The 12,564-nt window shown below is 38.8% G+C and carries 14 protein-coding genes; 6 read left to right on the forward strand and 8 right to left on the reverse strand.

Annotated features, from left to right (window positions below; genetic code table 11):
- Positions 1-833: 833 nt before the first annotated feature.
- Positions 834-998, forward strand: a complete 165-nt coding sequence (locus tag KO511_RS19980; RefSeq protein ID WP_215989140.1) for a hypothetical protein — start codon at positions 834-836, stop codon at positions 996-998.
- Positions 999-1,057: 59 nt separating this feature from the next.
- Here KO511_RS19980 and KO511_RS19985 read toward each other — a convergent pair whose 3' ends face one another.
- The 5 genes from KO511_RS19985 to KO511_RS20005 form a co-directional block, all read right to left on the reverse strand.
- Entirely contained in the window at positions 1,058-2,650 is a 1,593-nt protein-coding gene (locus tag KO511_RS19985) for an ABC-F family ATPase (RefSeq protein WP_215989187.1), read from the reverse strand.
- 154 nt (positions 2,651-2,804) lie between these two features.
- Positions 2,805-3,557 carry a hypothetical protein gene (locus KO511_RS19990; RefSeq protein WP_215989141.1) on the reverse strand — a complete coding sequence of 251 codons (753 nt, stop codon included), beginning with the start codon at positions 3,555-3,557 and terminating at the stop codon, positions 2,805-2,807.
- Positions 3,542-4,063 (reverse strand): RNA polymerase sigma factor, encoded by a 522-nt coding sequence (locus KO511_RS19995; RefSeq protein WP_215989142.1) that lies wholly within the window; start codon positions 4,061-4,063, stop codon positions 3,542-3,544. Before KO511_RS19995 ends, KO511_RS19990 begins: the two co-directional genes overlap by 16 nt.
- A 7-nt stretch (positions 4,064-4,070) precedes the next feature.
- Positions 4,071-4,781: a hypothetical protein gene (locus KO511_RS20000; protein WP_215989143.1), complete on the reverse strand. Its 711-nt coding sequence runs from the start codon at positions 4,779-4,781 to the stop codon at positions 4,071-4,073.
- A gap of 16 nt (positions 4,782-4,797) precedes the next feature.
- Positions 4,798-5,595 (reverse strand): substrate-binding domain-containing protein, encoded by a 798-nt coding sequence (locus KO511_RS20005; RefSeq protein WP_215989144.1) that lies wholly within the window; start codon positions 5,593-5,595, stop codon positions 4,798-4,800.
- Between the two features lie 380 nt (positions 5,596-5,975).
- On the opposite strand from KO511_RS20005, the gene KO511_RS20010 reads away from it, so the two are divergent.
- The 3 genes from KO511_RS20010 to KO511_RS20020 all read left to right on the forward strand — a co-directional run bounded on the left by KO511_RS20010 (position 5,976) and on the right by KO511_RS20020 (position 8,812).
- Positions 5,976-6,242, forward strand: a complete 267-nt coding sequence (locus KO511_RS20010) for a DUF2960 domain-containing protein (RefSeq protein WP_215989145.1) — start codon at positions 5,976-5,978, stop codon at positions 6,240-6,242.
- Between the two features lie 472 nt (positions 6,243-6,714).
- Positions 6,715-7,737 (forward strand): OmpA family protein, encoded by a 1,023-nt coding sequence (locus tag KO511_RS20015; protein ID WP_215989146.1) that lies wholly within the window; start codon positions 6,715-6,717, stop codon positions 7,735-7,737.
- Between the two features lie 13 nt (positions 7,738-7,750).
- Positions 7,751-8,812, forward strand: a complete 1,062-nt coding sequence (locus KO511_RS20020; RefSeq protein WP_215989147.1) for a DUF1566 domain-containing protein — start codon at positions 7,751-7,753, stop codon at positions 8,810-8,812.
- 66 nt (positions 8,813-8,878) lie between these two features.
- Here KO511_RS20020 and nagK read toward each other — a convergent pair whose 3' ends face one another.
- A complete protein-coding gene (gene nagK / locus KO511_RS20025) occupies positions 8,879-9,787 on the reverse strand; it encodes an N-acetylglucosamine kinase (RefSeq protein ID WP_215989148.1) in 909 nt (302 codons plus the stop codon).
- Between the two features lie 170 nt (positions 9,788-9,957).
- The gene (locus KO511_RS20030) at positions 9,958-10,689 is read right to left on the reverse strand and encodes a tRNA-uridine aminocarboxypropyltransferase (protein ID WP_215989149.1); all 732 of its coding nucleotides are present in this window, start codon (positions 10,687-10,689) and stop codon (positions 9,958-9,960) included.
- An 85-nt stretch (positions 10,690-10,774) separates the two neighbouring features.
- On the opposite strand from KO511_RS20030, the gene KO511_RS20035 reads away from it, so the two are divergent.
- On the forward strand, positions 10,775-11,563 hold the full coding sequence (locus KO511_RS20035; protein ID WP_215989150.1) for a sterol desaturase family protein: 789 nt from the start codon (positions 10,775-10,777) through the stop codon (positions 11,561-11,563).
- Between the two features lie 11 nt (positions 11,564-11,574).
- Positions 11,575-12,093, forward strand: a complete 519-nt coding sequence (locus KO511_RS20040; protein ID WP_215989151.1) for a C40 family peptidase — start codon at positions 11,575-11,577, stop codon at positions 12,091-12,093.
- A 3-nt stretch (positions 12,094-12,096) separates the two neighbouring features.
- On the opposite strand, the gene KO511_RS20045 is transcribed toward KO511_RS20040, so the two are convergent.
- Positions 12,097-12,441 (reverse strand): DUF3802 family protein, encoded by a 345-nt coding sequence (locus KO511_RS20045; protein ID WP_215989188.1) that lies wholly within the window; start codon positions 12,439-12,441, stop codon positions 12,097-12,099.
- Between the last annotated feature and the right edge of the window lie 123 nt (positions 12,442-12,564).

Consider the following 12,564-nt stretch of genomic DNA (forward strand, 5'->3'; position numbering starts at 1 on the left):
AAACCTAGGTTCAATGTACTTTGGGCACTAAAATGAAATCCGCGCTCCTTTAAACCAAATTCAAGTTCTTTATCTAGCTGTTTCAAGTACTGAATTCTACAGAAAGCAAACAGCTTGGTAGAGACTATAACAGGCACATTTTGCTAATTGTTACACTTTTTTCCTCAACCAAACTCATCGGTGTCCATTAAAGAGGCTTCAACGTATGTCCAACGTAATTGATTGAACAGAGCTAATTTAACCCGCGAAAAGCAATAAAATATTCATACCAGTAACTGACAATAATAAGCACTTTAAAATGTTAAAAATCATTAAAATAAATATTCACAGATACATAGTAATTTGTTAACAAAAGAAATATTACTATAAATAAATCCATGTCATTACTTGAACACAAATTGTATAAGGTGAGATTTTTACAGTCAAACCTTATACATAAGCAATGATTTAATAAATTAATTATATATCTTTAAAAACAATCACTTACCTTACTCACATATCTATCAAAAGTGCGTATTTTTGTCAATCAATTCAACACCGGAAAATCGTATAGTATCTAATTAGCCATTTTATGTCGCATTTTTTAGACAAATTCTTAATTTCATAATATTTATATTTAATATTAATCAACACTTTGTCAAAGTATTGGTTACATTGATTGAGAGCAAATCCAATAATATTTATAAAAAAGTCAACAAATAGGTTTTATGGCTATTATTTTCTCTTTGGGCTGACATCTAGAGCAGAAACGCGCATTTATGCTAAATATGCCAAACATGAGTTATCACTAAGTATATCAATAACCTATGACTTTCACCGTGAGGAAGTTTACTATGAATGACTTAAATGAGTTAAAGCGCTGGGTTGAAATTGTGCAAAGATCTGCAATCCCTTCTGATGGTGATCAACTCACAACAAATGAAAAAGAAGCGCTTGCACAATGCTGCCGGATTCTAGCTCAAACAGCTCAGCTGATTGCGGATAAAGTTGCTGCCTAGTTGGTACTATGCCCCAAAGGTCGATATAAATATTCCAATGGGCGCATAGTAAAATCATGTTATGCGTCTATACCGCGAGACTTAAGGAACTCAGCGTAGGTCCCTTTAAAATCAGTAACTTTATTATTTTTAATTTCTATGATTCGGGTTGCTAGTGAATCAACAAACACACGATCGTGAGAAACAAAAAATAAAGTTCCACTGTATTGTTCAAGAGCCGCATTGAGAGATTCAATAGACTCCATATCCATGTGGTTGGTAGGCTCATCCATGAGTAACATATTGGGCTTATGCATCATCAGCTTGCCGAGAAGCATACGACCCTTTTCTCCTCCGGATAGCACTTTTATTGATTTTTTTATGTCATCTTGGGAAAAGAGCATACGACCTAAAAAGCTGCGAATTACTTGCTCATCATCGCCGGCTTGACGCCATTGCCCCATCCATTCCATCAAGTTAAGATCTTGTGCAAAATCAACAGCATGATCTTGAGCATAGTAACCAATATTAGCATTTTCTGACCATTTGAACTGACCAGTCCGTGGAACAAGGGTTCCAGCTAGTGTATTGAGTAATGTTGTTTTGCCCACACCATTTTCACCGATGATAGCAACCCGCTCACCAACTTCGAAAATAGCATCAAATCCAGAAAATAAATCTCCATCAAATCCTTGGGATAAGTTTTCTATAGTCAAAGCATTTCTGAACAGTTCTTTTGACTGCTCAAACCTAATGAATGGATTCTGTCGACTTGAAGCCTTAACTTCATCAAGCTGGATTTTATCAATTTTCTTCGCTCGTGAAGTCGCTTGTTTGGCCTTAGATGCATTAGCAGAGAAGCGAGCAACGAAGGTTTGCAGTTCTGCTATTTGTGCTTTTTTCTTTGCATTGTCAGACAATAAGCGCTCTCTAACCTGAGTGGCAGCTGTCATATATTCGTCATAGTTACCAGGGTAAACTCGTAACTCACCATAATCTAAATCTGCCATATGAGTACATACTGAATTAAGAAAATGACGATCATGAGAAATAATAATCATGGTACAGTTTTTCTGATTAAGTGTGTCTTCTAACCAACGAATTGTATCCATATCAAGGTTATTGGTTGGCTCATCAAGCAACATAATGTGTGGGTCAGCAAATAAAACCTGTGCCAACAAAACACGAAGTTTCCAACCAGGTGCAATCTCACTCATCAATCCATAGTGCTGTTCTACAGGAATGCCCACAGCTAACAATAATTCGCCCGCTTTCGCATCCGCCATATAGCCATCCATTTCTGCAAACTCAACTTCGAGTTCAGCAACTTTAATACCATCCTTTTCTGTCATTTCAGGTAGGGAATAGATACGATCACGTTCTTGCTTTATTTGCCATAACTCTTTATAGCCCATGATAACAGTATCAATGACAGTAAATTCTTCATACGCAAACTGATCCTGATTCAGTTTTGCAACACGCTCATTAGGGTCGTAGCTCACGTTACCGCCCGTAGGCTCTAGTTCACCACTTAAGATTTTCATGAAGGTAGACTTACCGCACCCATTTGCACCTATCAAACCGTAACGGTTTCCATCTCCAAATTTGACAGAAATATTTTCGAATAACGGCTTAGATCCAAATTGTTGCGTAATATTGTTGGTACTTATGATAAGACTATCCCCCTCTCTAACTCATTTTGCTAGAGAAATTTTGTTTGAAAAAAATTAGCGAGGGATTGTATCAAATTAGAACTATGAACTACATCAATTGTTCAAGCCTATTCGTTATCTATGGATTCTGTATTCATGCTGTATTGATTAGGGTTTAAATTGCTCTCCAATCACTCAGCTCAACACATCTACCACGATATAGAATTTCGCTTTCTGGATCTCTATTTACGGTTACTAGTAGCTCTGAACTACTCTTCAACATGTTCCATTCTTTTGGAGACATATAACGAATATCATTAATATTTTTAAGACTATCAATGAGTTTTAACTCGCCTGTCACTTCATCACGCATCCACACCATAGCTTTGCTTTCAGCTATTTTGTCCATAGACAAGTTTCTTTGTATACGCAGACTAGACTGCCCAGGCTTATCTCCTTGATAAGCAACAAGTGCAAAATGATTTTTTTGTTCACCCGAAGACATCATTGCAAGATAGTTTGCCGGGCGTACTTCTACTATTTTTGCCTCTGTAGAACCATACATAAACATTGACTGAAGCAATACACCAACAAACATTGAGAAAGCCATACCTGTAGGTAGCCACCACCAACGTACGCTTTTTTCTCGTTTTCTAAGTCCAAAAGTACTATTGGCAATTTTTTTCCAAACTCGTTGTGGAGGCTTTTTTAGCCTTGTAGAAGAAACGTTGAGATCAGAGCTTGGGTTTATTCCTGATAAATGTTGCTGCCATTGCTCAATATGTACCCACCAACTTGGATCCGCTTTGATTAAAGCTTCCATTCTACGACGTACGCTGGGTGTTTGTGTGCCAAGTACATATTCACCAGCGAGTCTGTCTCTCAACTCGGAGTTTTGATAACGCTGGCTTTTTATTGTGTTAAGCATCGTTTCAATTCCTGTAACCCGCGACGAATCCATGATTTAACGGTGCCGAGCGGTGTTTTTACATGATGCACTATCTCTTGATGGCTCATTCCGTGCTGATACGCCAATACGATTGCATTTCGTTTCTCTTCCCCTAAAGATTCAAGGCAATACGTTAACCCAGAGTCAGGGGTATATTCAGACATTTCGTTTGCTTCTTCAAATAAATTGTCTGTTTGTTCTTCTCTCAGCCGATTTCGCTTTCTGACTTCATCAATAGCCATATTTCTCATAGTTTGGCAGAGCCAGGCCCATGGGTAATCTAAAACACACTCTTGGGGGCTATACCAAAGTTTTACATAGCCCTCTTGCAAAATGTCAGCCGCAATCTGCTCATCTTTGACCACATTATATATAAGACTAAATAACCTTGAACTGGTTAACTGATAAAGCGCTTCGAAAGCCTCTCGGTCTCGAAGCGCAATTTTGGAGAGCAGTAAACCTATCTGATGTTTATCGTTGCTCACTTTTTCCTCATTGAGTGATTAGGTGCCAAACGTTTTTGACACCATCGCCCGTGGTTTCACCAGCTTGGGTGTCTTTAAACCAACGATATAGCGGTTTACCCTCAAAAGTCCACTGATATGTGTCATCCTTGCGTTGTATCACACCAAATCCACCAGTAACCTTGATATTTTCAATACCCTTTTGCGTTAAGTCCGAATTTACATACGCTGGCGGCCATTTAACCTCACAGTCGCCGTAGCAAATAGATTGATCTTCTTTATCTTTGTCAAAGGTATACAGGCTTAAGTTATTGTCATCAACCAAGTATCGGCGAGTGCCATCATTATAAAGCTTTACAGCAACATCATCAGTACGTGCAAGTGGCCATACTCCCTTAACACCAGCGCCCGCAATATCTCCCTCTTTTTTATCTTTGAACCATCGATAAAGCGGCTTACCGTTCAATGCCCATTGTTTACTTCCATCATTTCGAGTAACTTGACTAAACTTTGAATTACTCGATAGCTGTCGGCTTACTTTATCACTGCTCAATAAAGGAGGCCAAAGGGTTTCACAATCATCAGTACATACTGATTTTCCAGCCGGGTCTTTGGTAAAGGTATAAAGCGTTTTCCCAGCTCCATCTACGTAAACTTCACCGACTGAAGTATCCGTTGTATTTGTAGATGCATAAGCCATAGGTGCAATAATAAGTGTCGATAGAATTAATTTTTTCATTATTTAGTTTCCTTAACTATTGAGTCCAGCCTTCACGTGTAAAAAATGGCTTACCTTCTTCACTATTTACAAAATTGATAAAGTCCTGAGTTTGGGGTTCTGCACCCTGAGTTTTTGCTAAGTTCAGATCGCGGTAAATCCGTCTCTCTTGTTCAATTTCGACATAATCAACTTTATCTGAATGGTTTAGAGGCCAGTGAATCCAGGTTATCCAAGCATCAGCCTTCTGTGATTGAAATGCTTTGAAACTCGCCCCGCTTCCTTTGGCGTAGGCAATAATTTTACTGCGAAAGTTTTTAACATCAGCCAACGAGCCTCTACGCCCGGCTATATCCTCCCATACACCTGTACCTGACGTGTTGTATACACCTAGGCCCTCAGTTACCACGATACGCGAAGGACGATCAAGTAAATCTTGAATGCCAGTGATTTTTTTCGGGTTCCCTTTTGGAACGGCGATGACAGCTCTTCTTAGGTAAATAGGTTGAACATTCTCATCGGTGATGAACGGATAGGTTTCAACAAAAGCGCTCATGGATTGCTCCGACGAACCAAAGATTAAATCGGCATTTTTCTGTGCATCACGAGTCCATCTAGATTCAGGGCCAGCAATAACCTCTACAGGTACACCCGTTTTCGTTGTATATGCTTTCGCTGCATTACGCAATGCAGTATCAGGGCCTCCTGGACCATACACATTAATCACACCATCTTTTGGTTGGTGCTTAATAGTCGAGTCAAGTGTTGGCGATGCAATAGAAAATGTACTGACAACTGCCAATGTTAAAACGGCTACGCTAATATGACGCTTCATGTATTCTCCTAACTATAAAAGGTTTCATACAAGAGACGTACTCGGATGAGTTTTGGATGCACCCAGAATATATATTTTTTTAAAAAAACTTATAACCGCTCACTTTTTCCTTAACTAACTAATACTAAAGATAATTCTTTTCCTTTCATTCGCTAGTTTCAATAAATTAACGATTGATGGATGCTAGATTGGTTTCCTAATACTGTATTTTTAACCAACCGTTCATCGGTTAAAGAGCTCGGCTTTTCCCGCAGTAACAATGCTAATGAACTTTAGATCTTGAGCAGATTTTTAGAGAAGGTGACAATTAGCTCACATAAGTGCAAAATACTCCTTATTATATGTGAATTATTACCGCTCTACTGGCAGCAGAGATTCTTATGGCACGTACAATCGAATACACATACAAAGGTAAAAAGAAAACATTGACGTTTTCTTACCAACAACATCACAATATCCATGAAGCCGTTGCCCAAGCAGAAGGCATCGATATCTCTGACTATCTGAAAATGGAACAGCAAATTGAAGCAATATCAGATACAAAGTCAGTTCGAAACTTTCGAGACAATCACTTTAGAAAGTTAGGCTTTGATAAAATCACTCTTGCACAAAAAGAAAATCGCAGTATCAGCTCCAAGGGAAAATAAAATTACTTAGGGGTTATCCTTGTTATAACCCCAGAGTTTACTTAAGTTTTACCTTCACCGTGTAACCAATTTTAAAGCACCTACTATTAAATCTTTCACACAACACGTTAGTAACTTAATGCTTAACCATTAAAGATATACTTCATCGGCCTTTGTTATTACCAATACGTTGAGATTAATCCCTGACGTCTATATTCAACAATACATATAACGTATAGGTTAGATTAATCTTTCTTTATTAAATTCATCTAAAAAACCAAATCCAACCTGGTAATAAAATACCAATAAAATGATAGAATCGACAATAAAAGCACTTAAGATCAGTGATTTAAAATACATGATAATATTTGAATTTTATTGAATTAACATAACAGTCAATAATTCATAATTAATTGATAAATTCATTATTATTTCATTTGTGTTTTTTTAGAACAAAGATAGCATCTGCACCAGTTTTACACAGGTGAGATTCATGATTATTATGCGTTCTATTAAAAGTTTCTATTCATTATCAAGCATGTTGCTTGTTATACCTGCTTTAAGCTTTGCATCAAATATCGAAAACAGCACAAATAGTATTAGTTATTTTGTTGGTGTGGAGGGTGGTTATCAAGTTTCATCTGATAATAACTATGCTCAAAGCGACCCACACAGTGCTATTGGCGGCATCTATGGCGGCATTAACCTAACTGACACTCTAAGTTGGGATTTGGGTTATCAATATCTAGGTCAAATGGATAGCGCTTATAATTTTATCCAAGTAGATACTTCTTTGTTCCGCACTGGCCTCCGTTATACCTACCCAGTTTATAAACAGTTATCTGTCTATGGGTATGCTGGGGCGGCTTATTGGTCGCTAGACAAATCTTCAATCAATACCAATATCAGTGATGATGGATTCTCTCCTATTTACAAACTTGGTATCACCACCCCCGTAGCAGAAAACTTATATCTAGATATTGGTTACCAATACATAGATGGCATAGGAAGCCAGAACACTGGTGAATTTGATAGTCATGGCGCTCTTATCGGGCTGACCTATCGATTTGGACGTGCTGACGAACCTCAGATAATCATTCCTGAACCTATAGAGACTCCCAAAGAAGAATGTAAACCAGAACTTGTAGAACCTCGCACTATTTATCACTTTTCAACTCAACTTTCAAAAGAAATGAAAACATTCGGGGTCGATCAAGCAGAGTTGTCTCTTCAGCAAAAAGAAATTCAGCATATTGCCCAACTACTTGCAGACAACCCTACAGCCAAGGTGAAAGTAATTGGTCACACAGATTCTTCGGGTTCTGAAGCCTACAACCAAAAACTTTCTAAAAAGCGAGCGATATATATTGCAACAAAACTCGAAAATAACGGCGTAGATAAAGAGCGCATCATAGTCCAAGGATATGGAGAAATGGCCCCTATTGCGAGCAACGAAACCATTGAAGGTCGAGCTTTAAACCGACGTGTTGATATCACTGTTTTTGTTTCAGAGTAATTAGGGTCCCAAAATGAACAAAGTAAAATACACTATACAACTGACCACTTTAGCAGCAACAATTTTACTACTAGTAGGTTGCGGCTCCGGAGGCGCTTTCGAAGGTGACAACGTGAGCTCAAATAACTCAAATACAGGTGGATCTAATCAAGTTACCGTGAATCCAGAAGCTCGAGTCTATGAACTCACCATAGAGACAGGAAATAGAGAAATTTATTCTTCTCTTCAATATCAAGTTTCTGGTAAATACGACGATGGCAGTGAGCAAGATATTACTAGTCTGGTCAAGTTTGAAGTCACAAATAACATAGTATCGTTTGATGATGAAGGTGTTGCATTACCTAATATGCTAGGTACGACTCAAGTTACTGCGACCCTCAATGGTGTAACAAGCGACCCTGTTACTCTTGATGTGATAGAAACGTTAGTTTGTGGACACACAACAGGCAACACCCTAAACAAAAACCTGGGCGGTGGTATTGATGATGACAGCAAGAGCACAGCATCAGGCGAGTGTCTGAAGATAAGAGAGATTCTTGATCCAAGCAACAACAAATACAAGTGGTTTACAAGTACACCATCGCTTCAATTAATGAATAAGCTCGGTTACATAACGACTCCTGAAGATGACACTCCAAATAACTCGGGTGACAGTTACGCTCAAGCCAAAACTGAAGATGGCAACGATGGCCCTGCCGGTTTTAGCTTTGCTGCATTTCGCCAAGATGGCCTTAATGCAATACCCCCAACAACTGTTGGCCCAATGGATCATGATGCTGGTAAATTTGGTCAAGCATATCGTTGGTGTGAAAAGCTAAATGAAATAGAGTTCGCTGGTAAAACTGGGTGGCAAATCCCCTCATGGAATGAGCTAATGTATATGACTGATTTTGAAGCATCCGTTGGAAGTATGTACGACCGTTTTGGGTGGCCCGTAGGTCTTCCATATCAAGCTTGGCAATCTTGGAACGGTAAGTTTGATAACTTTAGACTGCTTGAGCCAAGAGAAGCTAATAACCTTACCGATGCAACGGCTGACCAAGCTAGATACGTTTCTTGTGTCGTTGATTTATAATCACTAAACACAGAAAAGATGTGTATCTAAACATATTAAAAGAGCTTGCCTTGGCAAGCTCTTTTTTTATTTGATATTTAGGAACGCAGCACCGCGCACGCCACCGGAATCTCCGTGTTGAGCTTTGATAATCTTTGGACACTTAGCAACAGAAAGCAGATATTTAGGGATACGTTTAGGCATCTCTTCATAAATCGCCTCAAAATTTGACAGCCCACCACCTAAAACCACAGCATGAGGATCATTAATAGTAAAAATATTGGCTAAACAAATTGCCAACAATTCCATAAAACGATCAACATGCTCTACCGCTTTATTCTCTCTAGTTTGATAGGCACTGATAATATCAAGCGCCTTTTTTTCTTCCCCAAAATAGTGCGTATAGAGTAATTCAAAGCCACGTCCAGATAGGTAGTTATCTAAACAACCGCTTTTACCACATCCACAGCCAAATAAAGGTGCATTTTCTCCCAGATAAAGCCATGCATCGAGAGGCAGTCGCATGTGCCCTACTTCGCCAGCTACATGATTCCGACCAGACAAGACCTTACCGTCATGCACTATACCACCACCAAACCCAGTACCGAGAATAAGCCCAAGAACGGATTCTTCTCCCTCAAGGCTTTTGTCCCAAGCTTCAGATAAAGCAAAGCAATTTGCATCATTTTCAATTTTAATTTGACGACCGATCCTCGCTTCCAAATCTTTACGCAGTGGCTTACCGTTTGCAGCTGGAATATTAACGGTCAACACAGTTTGGTCGTCAGCATTTTCCATTCCTGGGATCCCAAGTCCGATATTCCCTTTGTACCCCAGTTGTTCATCATATTTCTCAACTAACTCTGCAATGGTATTGATAAGCAGTTGATAGTCATCTGTTGGTGTAGCAACGCGTTCTGTTACAACACGCTCTAGTTGATCGTTAAAGGCACCAAACTCAATCTTTGTTCCTCCAACATCAAAACCGTAAAACATTAACCTCTCCTAACACTTAGACAAAACACTGTAATTTTTCATTATCTATATCAATAGACCCACAATCAGTGACACCACACCTATTTGTGTACCATCCAAGTCTGATTGATTAGAGCATCACCACAAGCAAGCTTGAACTACTCCAGTTTGTAGCTAAGACTCGCAACCGCCTAAGATGGATTCTCGCGATTAAGATAGTGTTGTAATTTCGGCCTTTGAATATCTGATTTACTTTGGCTTTTACTCATCAGATAAGTCTCTTTAAATACATCAAACCATAATGACAAAGTTTGTGCCGCCAATTTTTCACCCAACTGACTAAATACTATACTTGCGACTTCTGCTGTTGCGAGGTGCTGAGAGTTATCACTACGCCTCATTACATACTGTGAGAGAGATTGAGGCGAAATGGAAAGTACCGGCAAGCTATCTAGATAGGGGGACTTTCTGAACATTCGTCTCGCTTCTCTCCAACTTCCATCCAAAAAAATCAGTAATGGCTTTTTACCATGGTTAAGCCATGCGTTATTTAAATCTAATATACGACACTTAGACTCAACGTTCTCTTTTGGAAAAACCACAATCGGCTGGTATTGTGGGTTGTTCATAAGTTCCAACATTTGTTTATCAGGATCAGTTCGGCTCCATTGATACGCATACCCCTCCTTTATCGTATCTAGAATTAAACGTCCTGTGTTACTGGGCTTAAATACTTCATTACTCGATAATAGTAGTATGATTGCAATATTTGCATCAACTTCAGGTTGATAAGGGCATAGACAGAGGTTTTGTTCAACTTGACAAAATTGACATCGGTTAACCTTACTGCCTCTAGCTTTAAAGGACCGAGTTGAACACAATAAGCGCTGTTTATACAAGCGATGATATGAGTGGATTCTCATTGAGATTGGTAGATAATGATGAAAAGACACTAGCTTACACTGTGATAGACATGTTGCAAACGCAAGACTGGAGGAAAGTTACTCTATGAATAATCTAGATATCATTCGACTGAGTATATTTATTGTCGTTTTATTAGCATGTGCATTGTGGGAATGGACAATGCCGAAAAGACAACTTTGCCAAAGCAAGCGGCTGCGTTGGGTAAACAACCTTAGTTTGGTCTCATTTAATTCAATATTCCTTAGCTTATTCATGCCAATCCTCGCCTTTGAAACTGCCAATATTGCGCAACAAAACCACTTCGGGTTATTGAATTTTATTCAATTACCAAAACTTGCTGAGTTTATCCTATGCATCCTACTCCTTGATTTTGTAATCTATGTTCAACATATTGCCTTTCACAAAATACCATGGCTTTGGAGATTGCATAGAATGCATCATAGCGATCAAGACATTGATGTCACCACAGGAACTCGATTTCATCCTATTGAAATTATGATTTCAATGTGGATTAAAATTGCTGCCGTTATGTCATTGGGTATCTCTCCCATTGCCGTGGTTGTTTTTGAAATCTTACTCAATGCAAGTGCCATGTTTAATCATAGTAATGCTCGTTTATCGTTGAGATTCGACTCATTGATGCGTAAAGTCATTGTCACACCTGATATGCATCGAGTGCATCACTCTAAAACGCCACGAGAAACGCACTCGAACTTTGGCTTCTTTTTGTCCATTTGGGATAAGTATTTTAACACTTACATCGCTCAACCAGAGTTGGGGCATCAGAATATAAAAATTGGTATCCCATTGTTTGAAACAGAAAGTGAACAAAGAATCGATAGAATGATCACTCAACCATTTAGGAATAAATAGTAATTGATACCATGGATAGGCTGATACGACAAATACAAGTAATACTTTTAATCCTCATCATCACTGGGTGCTCTTCTCACACTGAAAATCAATTTTTAGCAGAGAGTGAGATCAGTACTAATACATTAGTTTCACCCAGTGCTAATGAACTCAAACACAACTTACTAAGTTTCTACCATGATTGGGAAGGTGTTCCATACCAGTTGGGGGGCAGCAATCGATACGGAATTGATTGCTCAGCTTTTGTTCAACGGGTATACCTTAGTGTTCTTAATATACGTTTACCCCGAACCACCAGCTTACAAGTAAAGCTTGGTTATAACGTTAATTATCAGAACGCACAAATAGGAGACTTAACGTTTTTCAAAACATCTCCTTCTGTCAGACATGTAGGTATATATATTGGTAAGAAACAGTTTGTACACGCTTCGACATCAAAAGGAGTGATCATTTCTAGATTAGATAACCCTTATTGGGCTTCGAAATTTTGGCATTTTAGACGGGTCACTTCCCCGTCCAATTTGGATTGATTTTTAATCGTATTTTGCCACTGCGGAATCAAATAAGTTTTTGAGAAGAGCTATCAATTCATCGAGAAAAGTAATCTGTCCATTTGTCGCAGGCTTTGACCAAACCCCAGCAAGAACTTCACCCAAATCTTCAACAACAGCATCTACTTCTTTCAACAACTGAAATCGAACCGTGGAATGTAACTCTGGATTTTGCTCAAAAATGGTCATGATATTACTCGCCACCATATCAGTAACAACATCCTCAACACTCTCTGCCCCGACATCACCATCATCCGATGAAAATATATCGAGATTAAAAGCCAAGTGCTCAATAAGTGCAAGATAGCCATCGGTTTCAACAACCACTGTCGTTCTCCATTCGTTTTTATGTTTTCGAGTCACTACCTAATACTAAGACATATGATTGATTTTTCACAACCCAATTCGATTCATAGACATGTATAAATTCTAAAATTCATACATGTCTCA

The organism is Vibrio hepatarius, from assembly GCF_018860525.1.
Lineage (GTDB): Bacteria > Pseudomonadota > Gammaproteobacteria > Enterobacterales > Vibrionaceae > Vibrio > Vibrio hepatarius_B.

Excerpts from the sequence above, each read along its gene's own strand:
- KO511_RS19980 (WP_215989140.1), top strand. The coding sequence starts at position 834 with ATGAATGACTTAAATGAGTTAAAGCGCTGGGTTGAAATTGTGCAAAGA.
- KO511_RS19990 (WP_215989141.1), bottom strand. The coding sequence starts at position 3,557 with ATGCTTAACACAATAAAAAGCCAGCGTTATCAAAACTCCGAGTTGAGA.
- KO511_RS20000 (WP_215989143.1), bottom strand. The coding sequence starts at position 4,781 with ATGAAAAAATTAATTCTATCGACACTTATTATTGCACCTATGGCTTAT.
- KO511_RS20005 (WP_215989144.1), bottom strand. The coding sequence starts at position 5,595 with ATGAAGCGTCATATTAGCGTAGCCGTTTTAACATTGGCAGTTGTCAGT.
- KO511_RS20010 (WP_215989145.1), top strand. The coding sequence starts at position 5,976 with ATGGCACGTACAATCGAATACACATACAAAGGTAAAAAGAAAACATTG.
- KO511_RS20015 (WP_215989146.1), top strand. The coding sequence starts at position 6,715 with ATGATTATTATGCGTTCTATTAAAAGTTTCTATTCATTATCAAGCATG.
- KO511_RS20020 (WP_215989147.1), top strand. The coding sequence starts at position 7,751 with ATGAACAAAGTAAAATACACTATACAACTGACCACTTTAGCAGCAACA.
- nagK (WP_215989148.1), bottom strand. The coding sequence starts at position 9,787 with ATGTTTTACGGTTTTGATGTTGGAGGAACAAAGATTGAGTTTGGTGCC.
- KO511_RS20030 (WP_215989149.1), bottom strand. The coding sequence starts at position 10,689 with ATGAGAATCCACTCATATCATCGCTTGTATAAACAGCGCTTATTGTGT.
- KO511_RS20035 (WP_215989150.1), top strand. The coding sequence starts at position 10,775 with ATGAATAATCTAGATATCATTCGACTGAGTATATTTATTGTCGTTTTA.
- KO511_RS20040 (WP_215989151.1), top strand. The coding sequence starts at position 11,575 with ATGGATAGGCTGATACGACAAATACAAGTAATACTTTTAATCCTCATC.